Genomic DNA, 19,377 nt, shown 5'->3' on the forward strand with positions numbered 1-19,377 from the left:
CAGGAGGCGAGGTTAGGCATTATTTCTTCTGCGGGTGCGGCGTAATGAGTGACGTCAGCAGCGTATCTTTTTCTTCCCACAGGGTATTCAGCCACTGCTGGAAACGGCGCTTAAAGTTCTTATCTGAGACATAATCACCGTGTAACTCCTCGGCCACAGGCAGCAGATTCACGCGTACCACTATGCGCGTCAGCTTTCCGCTCAGCATGTCAAAGAACGGGCTATCGTTGTTTTCCGGGTAACACAGCGTCACATCAAGCAACTTATCGAACTGCGCACCCAGCACGCCCAGCGCCATCGCAATACCGGCAGCTTTTGGCGGCAGCAGATTTTTATACGGCGAGCGTGTCTGGCGGCGTTTCTCTTCGGTAAAGCGTGAGCCTTCGACAAAATTCACGATAGTGGTGGGATGCGTGCGAAATTTCTCGCAGGAGCGGCGCGTGGTTTCAACATCTTTTCCGCGACGCTCCGGATGGCGGATGAGATAGCTGTGCGAGTAGCGGCGCATAAATGGCATATCCAGCGCCCAGCAGGCCAGACCGATAAAGGGAACCCAGGCCAGTTGCTGTTTCAGGAAATACTTATTCATGGGAATATGCTTACGGAAAATCACGCACAGCACCACGATGTCGGCCCAGCTGTGGTGATTACAGATAAGCAGATACCAGTTCTTTTTGTTCAGCTTTTCCAGACCCTCAATTTCCCACTTCAGATGCGGGTTGAGATGCAGCAACGCCGCCAGGCCTTCACACCAGCAGTACATCATAAAATTGCAAAAAACGGAGACGGAACGCCAGATTGCCGGGATGGGCAAAATAAGCTTAACAAGCCCGGCGATGATGATCGGCACGGAACACAATATGGTCAGTAAAATAGTAAGCGCGATACTTATGGGAAGCGTAATCGCCGCGAGCAATCTCGACATAATTAGTTTATTCAGATAGTTAGTCATTTAACGCGCGCAGGCAAAACGCACAAGGGGCTGATTTTATCAGAAAACACACCTAATGACGGGTCTTACCAGAACAGAAAAATAACCACTGCTTATATCCACACAGCATAAATTGTCACCACATCTTGCTTTGTGTTGACGATCGTTATTTAACTATATGAAAAATAGAATATATTTATGGATTGTATAGACATAAATGATCACATGTTATTAGCACAATAAAACTATGCACAAAGTTATCCACAGATTTGATTTGCGAGTGATCCAGAAGATCTGCAAATCTTTTCGCGTAAATGGGGCGAAAAACTCATGTTTTCATGCTGTCTGTGGCATCCTTTAACCATAATCTGATAAACAGGCACGGAAATTATGGTTCAGATCCCCGAAAATCCCCTTATCCTCGTTGATGGCTCTTCGTATCTTTACAGGGCGTATCATGCTTTCCCACCGCTGACCAATGGCGCAGGTGAACCGACCGGCGCGATGTATGGCGTGTTGAATATGCTGCGCAGCCTGTTGCTGCAATATCAGCCGACGCATGCGGTCGTGGTATTTGATGCGAAGGGTAAAACCTTCCGTGACGAACTGTTTGAGGATTACAAATCTCACCGACCACCGATGCCTGACGATCTGCGTGCGCAGATCGAGCCGCTGCACGCGATGGTAAAAGCCATGGGGCTTCCGTTGATGGCTGTATCGGGCGTTGAAGCGGATGATGTAATCGGCACGCTGGCGCGCGAAGCGGAAGCGGCGGGTCGCCCGGTGTTGATCAGCACCGGTGATAAAGATATGGCGCAGCTGGTTACGCCAGGTATCACCCTGATTAACACCATGACCAACACCATTCTTGGCCCGGATGAAGTGGTAACCAAGTACGGTGTGCCGCCGGAACTGATCATCGACTTCCTCGCGCTGATGGGCGACTCCTCGGATAACATTCCTGGCGTGCCGGGCGTGGGCGAAAAAACCGCGCAGGCTCTGCTTCAGGGGCTGGGGGGGCTGGATACCCTTTATGCTGAGTCGGATAAAATCGCCGGGCTGAGCTTCCGTGGCGCGAAAACCATGGCCGCGAAGCTCGAGCAGAACAAAGAGGTGGCCTATCTCTCCTATAAACTCGCGACCATCAAAACCGACGTTGAGCTGGAACTGACCTGTGAACAGCTGGAAGTACAGCCGCCAGCGGCGGAAGAACTGTTGGGCCTGTTCAAAAAGTACGAGTTTAAACGCTGGATAACCGATGTTGAGTCCGGTAAATGGTTGCAGGCGAAAGGCGCGAAGCCGACGAAATCCGCCGCTAAACCTGCGGAAACCATCATGGTGGAAGATGAAGTCGAAACTACCGCCACCCTGAGCGCCGATAACTACGTTACGATCCTGGACGAGGCGACCCTGGTCGAGTGGATTGAGAAGCTGAAAAAAGCGCCGTTGTTTGCTTTCGATACGGAAACGGACAGCCTCGATAATGTCTCTGCCAATATGGTTGGCCTGTCGTTCGCAACCGAACCCGGTGTTGCCGCGTACGTGCCAGTGGCGCACGATTATCTTGACGCGCCAGAACAGATTTCCCGCGAACGCGCGCTGGAACTGCTCAAGCCGCTGCTGGAAGATGAAAAATGCCTGAAAGTCGGGCAGAACCTGAAATATGACCGCGGGATCCTCGCTAACTACGGTATTGAACTGCGTGGGATTGCCTATGACACCATGCTGGAATCCTACACGCTGGATAGCGTTGCGGGCCGCCACGACATGGACAGCCTTTCCGAACGCTGGCTGAAGCACAAAACCATCACCTTTGAAGAGATCGCCGGTAAAGGTAAGAAGCAACTGACCTTCAACCAGATCGCACTGGAAGAAGCAGGCCGCTATGCGGCGGAAGACGCCGACGTCACGCTGCAACTGCATCTGAAAATGTGGCCGAAGCTGCAAAAGGAGAAGGGGCCGCTGAGCGTCTTCGAAAATATCGAGATGCCACTGGTGCCGGTGCTGTCGCGCGTGGAACGCAACGGCGTGAAGATCGACCCGGCCGTGCTGCATGCGCATTCGCAGGAGATTGCGAAACGGCTGGTGGAGCTGGAGCAGAAAGCCTTTGAGGTCGCAGGTGAAGAGTTTAACCTCTCCTCGCCGAAACAGTTGCAAACCATTCTGTTTGAAAAACAGGGCATTAAACCGCTGAAGAAAACGCCGGGCGGCGCACCGTCTACGTCGGAAGAAGTGCTGGAAGAGCTGGCGCTGGATTATCCGCTGCCAAAAGTCATTCTTGAATATCGCGGCCTCGCGAAGCTGAAATCCACCTATACCGACAAACTGCCGTTGATGATCAACCCGAAAACCGGGCGCGTGCACACGTCTTATCATCAGGCTGTCACCGCAACGGGGCGTCTCTCCTCGACGGATCCGAACCTGCAAAACATTCCGGTACGTAATGATGAAGGGCGTCGTATTCGCCAGGCGTTTATTGCGCCGAAAGATTACGTGATTGTCTCTGCGGACTACTCGCAAATCGAGCTGCGCATTATGGCGCATCTGTCGCGTGATAAGGGCCTGCTGACCGCGTTTGCGGAAGGGAAAGATATCCACCGCGCGACGGCGGCGGAAGTTTTTGGCTTGCCATTAGAGAGCGTAAGCAGCGAGCAGCGTCGCAGCGCGAAGGCGATTAACTTCGGTCTGATCTACGGCATGAGCGCTTTTGGCCTCTCTCGCCAGCTCAACATTCCGCGTAAAGAGTCGCAGAAGTATATGGATCTCTACTTCGAGCGTTACCCTGGCGTACTGGAGTATATGGAGCGTACCCGAGCACAGGCGAAAGATCAGGGCTACGTTGAAACGCTGGATGGCCGTCGTCTTTACCTCCCGGACATCAAATCCAGCAACGGCGCGCGTCGTGCCGGGGCTGAACGAGCCGCGATCAACGCCCCAATGCAGGGCACTGCCGCAGATATCATCAAGCGTGCGATGATTGCTGTGGATGCCTGGCTTGAGAGCGAAAAACCGCGCGTGCGTATGATTATGCAGGTGCACGATGAACTGGTGTTTGAAGTACATAAAGATGATGTGGATGCCGTGTCGAAGAAAATCCATGAACTGATGGAAAACAGCACCAAACTGGATGTGCCATTGCTGGTGGAAGTGGGCAGTGGCGAAAACTGGGATCAGGCGCACTAAGCTTTCGGTGACCAAGCGCTTTTTTGGTAAGTAAGCAACATAACTTATAGCGTTTTGTGATGAACATTAGAATTCGCTATGTAATGAGTGAAAAAAAACTACAAAAAGTGCTTTCTGTGACCAAAAAAAAAGAGTAGAGTTAGTCGCGTAGGGTACAGAGGTAAGATGTTCTATCTTTCAGACCTTTTACTTCACGTAATCGGATTTGGCTGAATATTTTAGCCGCCCCGGTCAGTCATGACCGGGGCGTTTTTTATTGGGCGAAAGAAAAGCCGCCGGATGGCAGCTTTGGCGTGAAATCAGGGTCGGGCAGCGCGCCCGACGACAAAACGATTACTCTTCGGCTTCTTCAGCCGCCACTTCTGGCGGGATCTCATCAAACCAGGTGTCCAGCTTCTGACGCAGCTTATCCACACCCTGTTTTTTCAGCGATGAAAACGCTTCAACCTGCACGTCACCGTTAAAGGCGAGCACGGCTTCGCGCACCATATTAACCTGCGCTTTGCGCGCACCGCTGGCGAGCTTATCGGCTTTGGTCAGCAATACCAGCACTTCAATTTCACTGTCTACGGCCCACTGAATCATCTGTTGATCGAGATCTTTCAGCGGATGGCGGATGTCCATCAGGATAACAATCCCTTTCAGACACAGGCGTTTTTCCAGGTATTCACCCAGCGCACGCTGCCATTTGATTTTCATCTCTTCCGGCACTTCGGCGTAACCGTAGCCCGGTAAGTCGACCAGACGTTTACCGTCAGCCACTTCAAACAGGTTAATCAACTGCGTACGGCCAGGCGTCTTTGACGTACGGGCCAGACTTTTTTGGTTGGTCAGCGTATTCAGCGCGCTGGACTTTCCGGCGTTGGAGCGGCCCGCAAATGCCACTTCAATTCCGGTATCGGAAGGTAAATGGCGGATATCTGGCGCACTGGTCACAAAGTGCGTCAGTTGGTAATTCCAGTTAGTCAAAACGGTCGTCTCCGTTAAATCAGGCAATGCTGGCGATTATACCCGATCGGTAAAAAAAGGCTGATTTTCCTCAGCGAGTCTACAGGATGTAAGCAAAACCCCTACAGTTTGTGAGATATTGCCCATAAACCCTATGCGAAATTTCAGAGAAGTTTGAGAAGAAAAAATCGGTAAAAATAGATAAATCATAGAGTTAATGTTGGGGAAAACTCTGATTTTATATTTATGTGCCGTTTCGCTGCTTGTTAGTTTAGCTCAACAAGGTAAAGTATCACTCATTGGCGAGGACGCCGGAAGGATTTCTAACTCAGGATGAGGGTCAGGAGCGCCAGGAGGCGAAGACTTAGGATTGTCAGGATGACAAACGTCCGGAGACGTAGAAAAAGGAAATGGAATCGTACAGGGATTGTTCCAGGCTAAAGGAAAGACAGGGTGTGTCGGTAGCTAACATGGAATGTAGCGCCCGTTGAGGGTGGAGAGTCAAGAAAAAGGCGACAGATTACTCTGTCGCCTTTTTTCTTTGTTGGTATTCTGCTAGATTCCGCCTCAATTCTATACTGAATAAAACGGCCATAAGACGACACCATGAAAAAACCAACATCTGCACCGCGTGCCAAAACACGCCGCAAAACCCGCGAAGAACTGGACCAGGAAGCGCGCGACCGTAAGCGCCAGAAGAAGCATCGTGGCCATACGCCGGGCAGCCGTGCAAGTGGCGGCGGTGAGTCGGGTCGCTCGGGCCAAAAAGGTCAGGAAAAAGATCCCCGTATTGGCAGTAAAAAACCTGTTCAGTTGGGCGTTACCGCTGTGCAGACACCCCCTCGTCAGCAAAAACCAAAAAGCGAGAAACCTATGCTTTCACCGCAAGCTGAGCTGGAGCAGTTAGAAACGGATGAGCGTTTGGATGCGCTGCTGGAACGCCTGGAAGAAGGCGGAAAACTGAATGCTGAAGAGCAAAGCTGGGTCGATGCCAAACTGGATCGCATCGACGAGCTGATGCAGCAGCTTGGCCTCTCCTACGACGATGACGAAGAAGAAGAGGAAGAAGAGGGCAAGGAAGACATGATGCGTCTGCTTAAGGGCGGAAACTAACGTTTGCATGCAGTCGGTTTCCCGGTCCTGCTTATAACCCTTCTGGTTATATGTTATCTGGTGTGGTTATTCGTTAAACTACAACGGTTGTCGCGGCGTCAAAAACGGCTGCGCAACCGGCTAATGGCTCAACAAGGAGCCAGGCCGGCACGCCGTCGTCGTTAGCGACGTCACTGGAAGGAGTAAGCATGTCTGTGCAGTTAATCGACTGGGATCTGGCCCTGATCCAGAAATATAACTATTCCGGGCCACGTTACACTTCGTATCCCACCGCGCTGGAGTTTTCTGACGCGTTCGGCGAAAGCGAGTTTCTGAATGCGGTTGCACGTTATCCCGAGCGGCCGCTGTCGCTGTACGTGCACATTCCGTTCTGCCATAAGCTCTGCTATTTCTGCGGCTGCAATAAAATTGTCACTCGCCAGCAGCATAAAGCCGATCAGTATCTCGACGCGCTGGAGCAGGAAATTCGCCACCGCGCACCATTGTTCACTGAGCGCCATGTTACCCAGCTACACTGGGGCGGCGGCACGCCAACCTATCTGAATAAAGCGCAAATTTCTCGCCTGATGACGCTGCTGCGCGAGAACTTCCACTTTACCGCCGACGCCGAGATCTCGATTGAAGTTGACCCGCGCGAAATCGAACTGGACGTGATCGACCATCTGCGCGCTGAAGGATTTAACCGCCTGAGCATGGGCGTGCAGGACTTCAACAAAGAAGTTCAGCGTCTGGTAAATCGCGAGCAGGATGAAGAATTTATCTTCGCGTTGCTGAATCACGCACGCGAGATTGGTTTTACCTCAACCAACATTGACCTGATCTACGGCCTGCCGAAGCAGACGCCGGAAAGTTTCGCCTTTACGCTTAAACGCGTGGCGGAACTGAATCCGGATCGCCTGAGCGTCTTTAACTATGCGCATCTGCCCACCCTGTTTGCCGCGCAGCGTAAAATTAAAGATGCAGATTTACCGACCGCCCAGCAGAAGCTGGATATTCTTCAGGAAACCATCTCGTCGCTCACTGATGCCGGTTACCAGTTTATCGGTATGGATCACTTCGCCCGTCCGGACAACGAGCTGGCCGTTGCTCAGCGTGACGGCGTGCTGCATCGTAACTTCCAGGGCTACACCACGCAGGGCGATACCGACCTGCTCGGCATGGGCGTGTCGGCGATCAGCATGATTGGCGACTGCTACGCGCAGAACCAGAAAGAGCTGAAACTCTATTATCAACAGGTTGATGAACGCGGCGATGCGCTGTGGCGCGGCATTGCCCTAACGCGCGATGACTGCATTCGTCGTGACGTGATTAAGGCGTTGATTTGTAATTTTCGCCTGGATTACGCCGCCGTTGAGCAGCAGTGGGATCTGAACTTTGCTGACTATTTTGCAGAAGATTTAAAACTGCTGGCGCCGCTGGCGAAAGATGGGCTGGTGGATGTGGATGAAAAGGGGATTCAGGTGACGCCAAAAGGTCGTCTGTTGATACGTAATATCTGCATGTGCTTCGATGCTTACCTGCGCCAGAAAGCGCGGATGCAGCAGTTCTCACGCGTGATTTAAGTTATTGCCCCGTGGCGCTTACCGGGCCTACAACGCCTCGTTGTTTGTAGGCCGGATAAGCGAAGCGCCATCCGGCGCAACGCTGCGCTACTCCATCCCCAGCTCTTTCAGCTTGCGCGTCAGGGTATTACGCCCCCAACCCAGCAAACGCGCGGCTTCCTGTTTATGCCCCTGAGTATGACGTAGCGCGGTTGTCAGCAGTGTACGCTCCATTTCCGGCTGCGCTTCTGATAACAGGTTTTGATGACCGGAACGCAGCGCGCGATCGGCCCACTGCGCCAGCAGCGTCGCCCAGTTATCCGGCTGAGTGTGGGTCGAACCATCCGGAACGGTGGTTTCGAACAGTTCGCTCGGCAGATCCTGAATCAACACTTCCTGGCCTGCGGCCATCACCGTCAGCCAGCGGCAGGTGTTTTCCAGCTGGCGTACGTTGCCAGGCCACGCCAGACGCGTTAGCGCCGCTTCGGTTTCCGGGTGCAGCAGTTTCACTTCTACGCCGAGCTCGCGTGCGGCAATTTGCAGGAAGTGACGCGCCAGACGGGGAATGTCCTCGCGACGCTCGCGCAGCGGCGGCAGATGCACGCGGATCACGTTCAGGCGGTGGAATAAATCCTCGCGAAATTTCCCCTCCTGCACGCGCAGCTCCAGATTCTGGTGAGTCGCTGCAATGATACGCACATCCACTTTTACCGGTGCATAGCCGCCGACGCGGTAAAACTGCCCATCTGCCAGCACGCGCAGCAAACGGGTTTGCACATCGTTCGGCATGTCGCCAATTTCATCGAGAAACAGTGTGCCGCCGTCCGCCTGCTCAAAACGCCCCTGACGCACGGTATTCGCACCGGTGAACGCGCCTTTCTCGTGGCCAAAGAGTTCGGATTCAATCAAATCTTTCGGTATCGCCGCCATGTTCAGGGCGATAAACGGCGCTTTCGCGCGAGGGCTGTGGCGATGCAGCGCATGTGCGACAAGCTCTTTACCGGTACCGGATTCGCCGTTAATCAGCACGCTTATTGATGACCGGGAGAGTCGCCCGATAATGCGAAAGACGTCCTGCATCGCCGGCGCTTCACCGATAATATCGGCGGTAGGCCCGAACGCGGGCACGTCGCGCGGCTGCTGCTGTTCCTGATAGTGGCTGATGGCGCGTTCAACCAGCGCCACCGCCTCATCGATATCGAACGGTTTGGGCAGGTAATCGAATGCGCCTTGTTGATAAGCGCTGACCGCCGCGTCCAGATCTGAATGAGCGGTCATTATGATGACCGGAAGCATCGGATGACGCTGTTTAATCTGTTTCAGCAGCGCAAGGCCGTCCATGCCCGGCATACGGATATCCGATAGCAGCACGTCCGGCGTTTTGGTGGTGAGCGCGTCCAGCACCTCGTTGCCGCTTTCAAATGTGGTACAGCTTAAGCCCGCCCCGGTGAGTGCGCGTTCAAGCACCCAACGGATGGAGCTATCGTCATCTACGACCCAGACTATCCCTCGTTGCATAAACACACCTTATTTTCGAATTGGCAGGTAAACCGAGAACTCGGTATGGCCTGGCCAACTGGTAAATTCAATTTTTCCGGAATGCTGATCGATCAGGCTGCGGGCGATAGATAAACCCAGCCCGGTGCCGCCTTCGCGGCCACTTACCATCGGATAGAACAGCGTGTCCTGTAAATGGGACGGAATGCCCGGCCCGTTATCTTCAACGTCAATACGTGCCGCCAGGCGATAGCGCTCGCCGTGCAGCGTTAACTGGAACGCGGTGCGCGTGCGCAGAATGATCTCGCCGCCTTCTGGCCCTAACGCCTGCAACGCATTGCGAACAATATTCAGCAAAACTTGTTCAATCTGGTCGGGATCGTGCGGTAACTCCGGCAAACTCGGATCGTAATCACGCACCAGCCGCACGTTATCCGGCAGCTCCATCGACACCAGCGAAAAGACGCGTTCGGCCACCTTGTGGATGCTTTCGGTCACGTGCATGCCCGGCTGTTGCGGCCCCAACAGTCGGTCGACCAGGTTGCGCAGGCGGTCGGCCTGCTCAATGATCATTTTGGTGTATTCAGTGAGCGACGGGTCGGGCAGCGCTCTGCTTAACAGCTGTGCTGCGCCGCGTAGGCCGCCGAGCGGGTTTTTAATCTCATGGGCTAAGCCACGGACCAAATCACGCGCCGCAATCTGCTGGGCGTGCTGTAGCTGCTCCTGGCTCAGACGACGTTGGTTATCCATCGGGGCCATCTCCAGCAAAATAAAGCCGTCAGGCAGCCGCTGGGCCGTCAGAGAGAGGATATGCGAGCGTCCGTCGATCACCAGCGTCACTTCGTTATCCGTGAAGCCCTGGCCCGTTTGCAGGCTCTCCTGCATCAAACCGATATTCAGCGAGAAATAGCTCAGCAGTTCCGGTAACGGCGTACCGAACAGTTTTCGCGAGCTTTGCGCCAGCAGCTGCTGCGCCGCCGGGTTGGCGTAATGCACCGCCAGGTCGTCATCGACCAGCAGAATGCTATTAATTAAAGAATTGAGGATCTGCCCAGCATCGGGCAGCGCGCCGGTTGCCATTTAGCAGTCTCCTTAGATTGCACTGTTTTAGTGCATTATAGCTGGATGGACGGGAAAAAGGCGCTAACTACGCGTTTTTGTGGAGAAAAAAGCCCATCCAGAGATGGGCTAAAAGTTCCACGGCAACAACTTACTCAGCTTGTTCTTGCCGCCAGGTGGCGACAAGAAGTGGGCGGAGAATGACTAACTTAAATTAAACGCTGTAGTACAGCTCGAACTCTACCGGGTGCGGAGTCATGCGCACACGGTCATCTTCTTCGCGGCGCAGCGCGATGTAAGCATCGATGGATTCGTCAGTGAACACACCACCGGCTTTCAGGAACTCGCGGTCCAGATCCAGTTCTTTCAGTGCTTCTTCCAGAGAACCCGCAACCTGTGGGATCTCTTTCGCTTCTTCCGGCGGCAGGTCATACAGGTTTTTGTCCATCGCTTCGCCCGGATGGATTTTGTTCTTGATGCCGTCAAGGCCAGCCATCAGCAGCGCTGCGAAGCACAGGTACGGGTTAGCTGCCGGGTCCGGGAAGCGCACTTCGATACGACGCGCTTTCGGGCTGGTAACAACCGGAATACGGATGGAAGCTGAACGGTTACGGGCAGAGTAAGCCAGCATAACCGGCGCTTCGTAACCCGGGACCAGACGTTTGTAGGAGTTGGTGGTCGGGTTCGCCAGGGCGTTGATTGCTTTTGCGTGTTTGATAACACCGCCGATGTAGTGCAGCGCCTGCTCAGACAGACCCGCGTATTTGTCGCCAGAGAACAGGTTTACGCCGTTCTTGGACAGAGACATGTGGCAGTGCATACCGGAACCGTTATCGCCAAACATCGGTTTTGGCATGAAGGTTGCGGTTTTACCGAAACGGTGCGCAACGTTGTGAACGACATATTTGTAGATCTGAATTTCGTCCGCTTTTTTAGTCATGGTGTTGAAGCGGGTCGCGATTTCGTTCTGACCTGCCGTTGCCACTTCGTGGTGGTGAGCTTCAACAACCAGGCCCATTTCTTCCATGATCATACACATGGTAGAACGGATGTCCTGGGAGGAATCGACCGGCGGAACCGGGAAGTAACCGCCTTTCACGCCCGGACGGTGACCTTTGTTACCACCTTCGTATTTGGTGGAAGAGTTCCACGCGCCTTCGATATCGTCGATAGCCACGTGAGAACCGGAAATGGATGCGCCGAAGCGGATGTCGTCAAACAGGAAGAATTCTGGTTCTGGCCCGAACAGTACGGTGTCGGCGATGCCAGTAGAGCGCAGGTATTCTTCAGCGCGTTTTGCGATAGAGCGCGGGTCACGGTCATAGCCCTGCAGGGTACCTGGTTCCAGGATATCGCAGCGGATGATCAGTGTAGGTTCTTCGTAGAACGGGTCAATGAGTGCGGTAGATGCGTCCGGCATCAGAACCATGTCAGATTCGTTAATGCCTTTCCAGCCGCCGATAGAGGAGCCGTCAAACATTTTGCCTTCTTCAAAGAATTCGGCATTAACCTGATGGGAAGGGATAGTGACGTGCTGTTCTTTACCTTTGGTATCGGTGAAGCGCAGATCGACAAACTTCACTTCGTGCTCATTCAGCATCGTCAAAACGTGTTCAGCGGACATACTTTACATCTCCCGGATTTGTCATTGTCGTCGTGGTAACGAGGTCTTCAAACACTTCTTAAAAGTGGCGTTGTTGCCCTGAAATTTATAAAGCGAAATCTGTGCCAACTTTTAAATTACCCCCAAAAGGCGCTATCATGCGCATCATAGTGCAAAAGGGCTGCACCACGATGGTGTCATTGCACCAGTATAGTGCTTATATGTGAACATAGAGCACCATATTGGTGCAATTTGCGTTAAGGTGCCCTTTTTTCGCTCCGTGAAAGCGATCACAAAGGAACTCTGCAATACTTGTTTGCGGAGGATGTTTGTGATCCTGTTTTGTACTGCGATTAATCCGTGTACAATAACGCGCTATTTCTAATGCCCGAGGCAAAGTTGTGATCGAAAATTTGCGTAACATCGCCATCATCGCGCACGTTGACCATGGTAAAACTACCCTGGTTGATAAGCTGCTGCAGCAATCCGGTACGTTTGATGCACGTGCCGAAACTCAAGAGCGTGTGATGGACTCCAACGATTTGGAGAAAGAGCGTGGGATTACCATCCTCGCGAAAAACACCGCTATCAAATGGAATGACTACCGTATCAACATCGTTGATACCCCAGGGCACGCCGACTTCGGTGGTGAAGTTGAACGTGTAATGTCCATGGTAGACTCCGTGCTGCTGGTCGTTGACGCATTTGACGGCCCGATGCCGCAGACGCGCTTCGTGACCAAGAAAGCCTTTGCCTATGGCCTGAAACCTATTGTTGTTATCAACAAAGTTGACCGCCCTGGCGCGCGTCCTGACTGGGTTGTTGACCAGGTCTTTGACCTGTTCGTTAACCTTGATGCGACCGACGAACAGCTGGACTTCCCGATCGTTTACGCCTCTGCGCTGAACGGTATCGCGGGTCTGGATCACGAAGACATGGCTGAAGACATGACCCCGCTGTATCAGGCGATTGTTGACCATGTTCCTGCGCCGGACGTCGATCTCGACGGTCCGCTGCAGATGCAGATCTCCCAGCTGGACTACAACAGCTATGTGGGTGTTATCGGTATCGGCCGTATCAAACGCGGTAAAGTGAAACCGAACCAGCAGGTCACTATCATCGATAGCGAAGGCAAAACCCGTAACGCGAAAGTCGGTAAAGTTCTGACCCATCTGGGGCTGGAACGTATCGATAGCGATCAGGCGGAAGCTGGCGACATCATCGCAATCACTGGTCTTGGCGAACTGAACATCTCCGATACCATTTGCGATACGCAAAATGTGGAAGCGCTGCCGGCGCTGTCCGTTGATGAACCGACCGTTTCCATGTTCTTCAACGTCAACACCTCTCCGTTCTGCGGTAAAGAAGGTAAATTCGTTACCTCTCGTCAGATCCTTGATCGTCTGAACAAAGAGCTGGTCCACAACGTTGCGCTGCGCGTTGAAGAAACCCCGGACGCAGACGCATTCCGCGTTTCTGGCCGTGGTGAACTGCACCTGTCCGTTCTTATCGAAAACATGCGTCGTGAAGGTTTCGAAATGGCGGTTTCCCGTCCGAAAGTTATCTTCCGCGAAATCGATGGCCGTAAACAAGAGCCGTTCGAAAACGTTACGCTGGACGTTGAAGAGCAACATCAGGGTTCTGTGATGCAGGCTCTGGGTGAGCGTAAAGGCGACCTGAAAAACATGAATCCAGATGGCAAAGGCCGCGTACGTCTCGACTACGTGATCCCAAGCCGTGGCCTGATCGGCTTCCGTTCAGAATTCATGACCATGACTTCCGGTACCGGTCTGCTGTACTCCACCTTCAGCCACTACGACGATGTTCGTCCGGGTGATGTGGGTCAGCGCCAGAACGGCGTACTGATCTCTAACGGCCAGGGTAAAGCAGTTGCGTTCGCACTGTTCAGCCTGCAGGACCGCGGTAAGCTGTTCCTGGGTCACGGTGCTGAAGTTTATGAAGGCCAGATCATCGGTATTCACAGTCGTTCTAACGACCTGACTGTAAACTGCCTGACCGGTAAGAAACTGACCAACATGCGTGCGTCTGGTACAGACGAAGCAACGGTTCTGGTTCCGCCGGTTAAAATGACGCTGGAACAGGCTCTTGAGTTCATCGATGACGACGAACTGGTAGAAGTGACTCCGCTGTCTATCCGTATCCGTAAACGTCACCTGACCGAGAACGACCGTAAACGCGCGATGCGCGGTGCGAAAGAAGAGTAATCCTCCTCTTTAACGCATGAAAAACCTGCCAGCGATGGCAGGTTTTTTTTTGCCCTGACATCACCAGGGTTACTGCTTAAGAGAGCTTTGTCACAATTATCCGCAAAGTTCTGCGGCGCTGTTTGCGTTCATTTTCACCGTGAGCGTAAGATGCATCATCTGGTTTAAACCAATAGGATTAAAACAAACAATGACGGAAAATCAGTCCACCGTTGAGAATGCCAAAGAGAAGTTAGATCGGTGGTTAAAAGATGGCCTTACCCCGCCGGGCGGAAAGCTCCCTTCTGAAAGAGAGTTGTGCGAGCTGCTGGGCATCAAACGTATGACCCTGCGCCAGGCATTGTTGAACCTTGAGGCGGAATCAAAAATCTTCCGCAAAGACCGTAAAGGCTGGTTTGTCACGCAACCGCGTTTTAATTACAGCCCCGAACTGTCGGCAAGCTTTCAACGCGCGGCCATAGAGCAGGGTAGAGAGCCCTCCTGGGGATTTACGGAGAAAACCCGTATTACGGACCTGCCGGAAATGCTGCTGCCTCTGACGGCGGCGACGCCCTCTGAGACGCTTTATCGCGTAACCGGCTGGGGCGCGCTGGAAGGCCATAAAGTCTTCTATCATGAAACGTTTATCAACCCGGAAGTGGCGCCGGGCTTTATCGATCAACTTGAAAACCACTCTTTTTCCTCGGTGTGGGAAAAATGCTATCAAAAAGAGACCATCGTAAAAAAACTAGTGTTTAAACCCGTCAGAATGCCGGGCGATATCAGTAAATATCTGGGGGGTTCTGCCGGTATGCCAGCTATTTTAATTGAAAAACACCGGGCCGACCGGAATGGCAATATTGTACAAGTAGATATTGAATATTGGCGGTTTGAGGCGGTTGACCTCATCATTAATCTGTAGGTGTTTTATGCTCACAATAAATAACGCAAGAAAAATTCTACAACGTGTCGATAATCTTCCTCTTTATCTGCATGCCTACGCGTATCATTTAAATATGCGTCTGGAAAGGGTATTACCAGGTGATTTGCTGGATATTGCTCATGAGAATCAGCTACGCGGTGTAAAAATTCACGTACTGGATGGCGAGCGCTTCTCGCTGGAAAACATGAGCGATAATGAACTCGCCGCTTTTGGTGAGAAAGCGCGTCAGCTCAATCTGGATGTGCATATCGAAACCAGCGCTTCCGATAAAAAAGCGATCGATTTGGCTGCCGGCATTGCCTTAAAAACGGGCGCGTCATCGGTCCGTTTCTATCCGCGCTACGAAGGGCATTTGCAGGAAGTGATGGCGATGATTGCCTGTGATATCGCATACATTCGCGATACCTATCAGGGCAGCGGGTTGACCTTCACTCTTGAACAGCATGAAGACCTGAAGAGCCACGAACTGGCGATGCTTATTCAAGACAGCGGGATGGATTCTCTCTCCTTACTGTTTGATTTTGCGAACATGATTAACGCCAACGAACATCCTTTGGACGCGTTAAAAACCATGTCCCCGCATATCACCCAGGTGCATATTAAAGATGCGCTTATCGTCAATGAAGACGGTGGACTGGGGCATAAAGCCTGTATTTCCGGGCAGGGCGACATGCCATTCAAAGCGTTATTAACTGACCTTATCTGCCTGGGCGATGAAGAGCCGCAGGTGATGGCTTACGGCCTGGAAGAAGAGGTGGATTACTATGCTCCGGCATTTCGTTTTGAACACGAAGGGGATAATCCGTGGATCCCCTATCGCCAAATGAGTGAAACGCCGTTACCTGAACAAAATGCGCTGGAAGCGCGGCTGTGCAAAGAAAAGCAGGATGCGGTGAATCAGATAAATTATGTTCGGAGCGTGCTGCAACAAATAAAACAAGAGGCGACGCATCTTCTAAATCATTAATAAGCTTTAAATTCATTGTCAGTTAATAAAAACCATCCTACAGGGATGGCCGGTATCCTATTGCCTTTTAAGACAGCGATTTAAAAAATCGCTTAGGGGATGTTATGCTCACGAAAAAGAAATGGGCGTTATTTAGTTTGTTAACGCTGTGTGGCGGTACGATTTATAAATTACCCTCACTGAAAGATGCGTTTTATATTCCGATGCAGGAGTATTTCCATTTGACCAATGGTCAAATAGGTAATGCGATGTCGGTGAACTCATTTGTTACCACCATCGGTTTTTTCCTCTCAATCTATTTTGCCGACAAACTGCCGCGTAAATACACCATGTCTTTTTCGCTCATTGCGACGGGTTTACTGGGCGTTTATTTGACGACCATGCCGGGCTACTGGGGCATCCTTTTTGTCTGGGCGCTGTTCGGCGTCACCTGCGACATGATGAACTGGCCGGTACTGCTGAAATCGGTCAGCCGACTGGGTAACAGTGAACAGCAGGGCCGTCTGTTTGGTTTCTTTGAGACGGGGCGAGGCATTGTCGACACCGTTGTCGCGTTCTCCGCGCTGGCCGTCTTTGCCTGGTTTGGCAGCGGCTTACTGGGCTTCAAAGCGGGTATCTGGTTCTATTCCATCATCGTGATTGCCGTCGGCGTTATCATTTTCTTCGTACTGAATGACAAAGAAGAGGCACCGTCGGTTGAGGTGAAAAAGGACGAAAACACCAGCATGACGTCGGTGTTGAAAGACAAAACCATCTGGCTCATCGCCTTCAACGTCTTCTTTGTGTACGCGGTGTACTGCGGGCTGACGTTCTTCATTCCGTTCCTGAAAAACATCTACATGCTGCCCGTCGCGCTGGTGGGCGCGTACGGTATTATTAACCAGTACTGCCTGAAAATGATTGGTGGACCGGTTGGCGGCATGATTTCCGACAAGATCCTGAAATCACCCAGTAAATACCTGTGCTACACCTTTGTGATCAGCACGGTGGCACTGGTGCTGCTGATTATGCTGCCGCACGAAAGTATGCCGGTTTACCTCGGCATGATGTGCACATTGGGCTTTGGCGCGATCGTCTTCACCCAACGCGCCGTCTTCTTTGCGCCAATTGGCGAAGCGAAAATCGCCGAAAACCAGACCGGTGCCGCGATGGCGCTCGGCAGCTTCATCGGCTACGCCCCGGCGATGTTCTGCTTTAGCCTCTACGGCTACATTCTGGATTTAAACCCAGGTATCGTCGGCTACAAGATTGTCTTTGGCATCATGGCCTGCTTCGCCTTCTGCGGCGCGGTGGTCTCGGTGATGCTGGTTAAGCGCATTAGCCAGCGTAAGAAAGAGATACTGGCGGCTGAGGCCTGATTCTACGTCCAAATGGGCCGCGCAAATTGGCGGCCTTTTCTCATATGCCTCACACTTATCCCGTTCACCTCATAGTCAAACCTCGCCTTTCCCGCTACAGTTAATTTTCCACGGCGAGAAAGGAGGCAAAAATGCTCTATATCTTTGATTTAGGTAATGTGATTGTCGATATCGACTTCAACCGTGTGTTCGGGACGTGGAGCGATCTGACCCGTGTGCCGCTGGCCACGCTCAAGCAGAGTTTCACCATGGGCGAAGCCTTCCACCAGCATGAGCGCGGCGAAATCACCGATGAAGCCTTTGCCGAGGCGATTTGTCATGAGATGGATCTCCCGCTGAGTTACGAACAGTTCTCTCACGGCTGGCAGGCAATATTTGTTTCTCTTCGCCCGGAGGTGATTGAGATCATGCATAAACTGCGCGAGCAGGGGCATCGCGTGGTGGTGCTCTCTAATACCAACCGCCTGCACACCACGTTCTGGCCGGATGAATACCCGGAAATTCACGCCGCAGCGGACCATGTTTATCTGTCGCAGGAGATGGGAATGCGCAAACCGGAAGCGCGTATCTATCAGCGGGTGCTTGAAGCAGAAGGTTTTTCTGCCGCCGATACGGTCTTTTTTGATGATAATGCCGATAATATAGAGGGAGCCAATCAATTGGGGATCACCTCTATCCTGGTAACGGGGAAGGAGACGATTCCTCGCTACTTTACGAAGCAGTTATGTTAAAAACCGTTCATCAAAAAACGATTCATCATACCCGGCCACTGGTGGCGTGGGGAAAGCTCCTCTGGCGGCGCATCGACGAAGATAATATGACGACGCTGGCCGGGAATCTGGCCTATGTGTCGTTGCTTTCCCTGGTACCGCTGGTTGCCGTGGTTTTTGCGCTGTTCGCCGCATTCCCGATGTTTTCTGAGGTCAGCGTTCAGATTCGCCACTTTATCTTCGCCAACTTTATTCCGGCGACCGGTGACGTTATTCAGCGCTACATTGAGCAGTTTGTCGCCAATTCCAATCGCATGACAGCGGTCGGCGCCTGCGGGCTTATCGTCACGGCGCTGCTGTTGATGTACTCCATCGACAGCGCGCTGAATACCATCTGGCGCAGCAAGCGTGTTCGGCCAAAAGTCTACTCGTTTGCGATTTACTGGATGATCCTTACGCTTGGGCCGTTGCTGGCGGGTGCCAGCCTGGCGATTAGCTCATATCTGCTATCGCTGCGTTGGGCGAGTGAGTTTAATAGCGCAGTGGATAACGCACTACGCATCTTCCCACTGCTACTGTCGTGGATCTCCTTCTGGCTGCTCTATAGCGTGGTGCCGACGACGCGCGTGCCGAACCGCGATGCGATTATTGGCGCGCTGGTGGCGGCCTTGCTTTACGAGCTTGGCAAGAAAGCTTTTGCCTTATATATCACCGCGTTCCCTTCCTATCAGTTGATTTACGGCGTGCTCGCTGTTGTGCCTATCCTGTTTGTCTGGGTCTACTGGACCTGGTGTATCGTCTTGCTTGGGGCAGAAATAACTGTCACTCTCGGGGAATACCGAAAACTTAAAACAGAACAACAAGAAGCAGAACAACCATGATTGCATTGATTCAACGCGTAACCCGGGCCAGCGTCACCGTGGCGGATGAAGTGACGGGCGAAATCGGGCCGGGACTTTTAGTGTTATTAGGTGTCGAAAAGGATGACGACGAGCAAAAAGCCAACCGACTGTGCGAGCGCGTGCTGGGCTATCGCATATTCAGTGATGCGCAAGGCAAGATGAATCTCAACGTGCAGCAGGCGGGGGGAAGCGTGCTGGTGGTGTCGCAGTTTACGCTGGCGGCGGATACCGAACGCGGCATGCGCCCGAGTTTCTCTAAAGGCGCAGAGCCGCAGAGAGCAGAAGCGCTGTATGACTACTTTGTAGAACGCTGTCGCCAGCAAGAGATGAATACCCAAACCGGGCGATTCGCTGCCGATATGCAGGTTTCGCTGGTCAATGATGGCCCCGTTACCTTCTGGTTGCAGGTATGAACCAA

16 protein-coding genes are annotated in these 19,377 nt (G+C 52.6%); 11 read left to right on the top strand and 5 right to left on the bottom strand.

Annotation, left to right across the window (positions count from 1 at the left end):
• Window positions 1-19 precede the first annotated feature (19 nt).
• The gene (locus G163CM_RS18040) at window positions 20-925 is read right to left on the bottom strand and encodes an acyltransferase (RefSeq protein WP_231825838.1); all 906 of its coding nucleotides are present in this window, start codon (window positions 923-925) and stop codon (window positions 20-22) included.
• A gap of 396 nt (window positions 926-1,321) precedes the next feature.
• Here G163CM_RS18040 and polA point away from each other — a divergent pair, with 396 nt between their 5' ends.
• Window positions 1,322-4,114: a DNA polymerase I gene (gene polA, locus G163CM_RS18045; protein WP_231825839.1), complete on the top strand. Its 2,793-nt coding sequence runs from the start codon at window positions 1,322-1,324 to the stop codon at window positions 4,112-4,114.
• Between the two features lie 165 nt (window positions 4,115-4,279).
• Complete coding sequence (spfP, locus tag G163CM_RS23615) at window positions 4,280-4,327, top strand: small protein SpfP (protein ID WP_071892919.1); 48 nt, start codon at window positions 4,280-4,282, stop codon at window positions 4,325-4,327.
• Between the two features lie 120 nt (window positions 4,328-4,447).
• Here the strand turns inward: spfP and yihA are convergent, their stop codons facing one another.
• Entirely contained in the window at window positions 4,448-5,083 is a 636-nt protein-coding gene (gene yihA, locus G163CM_RS18050; protein WP_231825840.1) for a ribosome biogenesis GTP-binding protein YihA/YsxC, read from the bottom strand.
• A 585-nt stretch (window positions 5,084-5,668) separates the two neighbouring features.
• On the opposite strand from yihA, the gene yihI reads away from it, so the two are divergent.
• Both yihI and hemN read left to right on the top strand, forming a co-directional pair.
• Window positions 5,669-6,175: a Der GTPase-activating protein YihI gene (gene yihI / locus G163CM_RS18055; RefSeq protein ID WP_231825841.1), complete on the top strand. Its 507-nt coding sequence runs from the start codon at window positions 5,669-5,671 to the stop codon at window positions 6,173-6,175.
• A gap of 188 nt (window positions 6,176-6,363) precedes the next feature.
• Window positions 6,364-7,737 (top strand): oxygen-independent coproporphyrinogen III oxidase, encoded by a 1,374-nt coding sequence (hemN, locus tag G163CM_RS18060; protein WP_231825842.1) that lies wholly within the window; start codon window positions 6,364-6,366, stop codon window positions 7,735-7,737.
• Between the two features lie 87 nt (window positions 7,738-7,824).
• Here hemN and glnG read toward each other — a convergent pair whose 3' ends face one another.
• The 3 genes from glnG to glnA all read right to left on the bottom strand — a co-directional run bounded on the left by glnG (window position 7,825) and on the right by glnA (window position 11,896).
• Window positions 7,825-9,234 (bottom strand): nitrogen regulation protein NR(I), encoded by a 1,410-nt coding sequence (glnG, locus tag G163CM_RS18065; protein ID WP_015966562.1) that lies wholly within the window; start codon window positions 9,232-9,234, stop codon window positions 7,825-7,827.
• A 9-nt stretch (window positions 9,235-9,243) separates the two neighbouring features.
• On the bottom strand, window positions 9,244-10,293 hold the full coding sequence (gene glnL / locus G163CM_RS18070; protein ID WP_015966561.1) for a nitrogen regulation protein NR(II): 1,050 nt from the start codon (window positions 10,291-10,293) through the stop codon (window positions 9,244-9,246).
• A 193-nt stretch (window positions 10,294-10,486) separates the two neighbouring features.
• The gene (glnA, locus tag G163CM_RS18075; protein WP_015966560.1) at window positions 10,487-11,896 is read right to left on the bottom strand and encodes a glutamate--ammonia ligase; all 1,410 of its coding nucleotides are present in this window, start codon (window positions 11,894-11,896) and stop codon (window positions 10,487-10,489) included.
• 380 nt (window positions 11,897-12,276) lie between these two features.
• Here glnA and typA point away from each other — a divergent pair, with 380 nt between their 5' ends.
• The 7 genes from typA to dtd all read left to right on the top strand — a co-directional run bounded on the left by typA (window position 12,277) and on the right by dtd (window position 19,372).
• Window positions 12,277-14,100 (top strand): ribosome-dependent GTPase TypA, encoded by a 1,824-nt coding sequence (gene typA / locus G163CM_RS18080; protein ID WP_015966559.1) that lies wholly within the window; start codon window positions 12,277-12,279, stop codon window positions 14,098-14,100.
• A gap of 190 nt (window positions 14,101-14,290) precedes the next feature.
• Window positions 14,291-15,001 (top strand): GntR family transcriptional regulator, encoded by a 711-nt coding sequence (locus G163CM_RS18085; RefSeq protein WP_231825844.1) that lies wholly within the window; start codon window positions 14,291-14,293, stop codon window positions 14,999-15,001.
• Between the two features lie 7 nt (window positions 15,002-15,008).
• Entirely contained in the window at window positions 15,009-15,989 is a 981-nt protein-coding gene (locus G163CM_RS18090; RefSeq protein WP_231825845.1) for a sugar phosphate isomerase/epimerase family protein, read from the top strand.
• Between the two features lie 104 nt (window positions 15,990-16,093).
• Window positions 16,094-17,347: an MFS transporter gene (locus G163CM_RS18095; RefSeq protein WP_231825846.1), complete on the top strand. Its 1,254-nt coding sequence runs from the start codon at window positions 16,094-16,096 to the stop codon at window positions 17,345-17,347.
• A 131-nt stretch (window positions 17,348-17,478) separates the two neighbouring features.
• Window positions 17,479-18,078 carry a glucose-1-phosphatase gene (gene yihX / locus G163CM_RS18100; RefSeq protein WP_015966555.1) on the top strand — a complete coding sequence of 200 codons (600 nt, stop codon included), beginning with the start codon at window positions 17,479-17,481 and terminating at the stop codon, window positions 18,076-18,078.
• Complete coding sequence (locus tag G163CM_RS18105; RefSeq protein ID WP_015966554.1) at window positions 18,072-18,938, top strand: virulence factor BrkB family protein; 867 nt, start codon at window positions 18,072-18,074, stop codon at window positions 18,936-18,938. The genes yihX and G163CM_RS18105 overlap by 7 nt, the downstream gene beginning before the upstream one ends.
• Window positions 18,935-19,372: a D-aminoacyl-tRNA deacylase gene (dtd, locus tag G163CM_RS18110; RefSeq protein ID WP_231825847.1), complete on the top strand. Its 438-nt coding sequence runs from the start codon at window positions 18,935-18,937 to the stop codon at window positions 19,370-19,372. Before G163CM_RS18105 ends, dtd begins: the two co-directional genes overlap by 4 nt.
• Window positions 19,373-19,377 lie beyond the last annotated feature (5 nt).

The sequence above is a fragment of the Pseudocitrobacter corydidari genome (assembly GCF_021172065.1).
GTDB classification, from domain to species: domain Bacteria; phylum Pseudomonadota; class Gammaproteobacteria; order Enterobacterales; family Enterobacteriaceae; genus Pseudocitrobacter; species Pseudocitrobacter corydidari.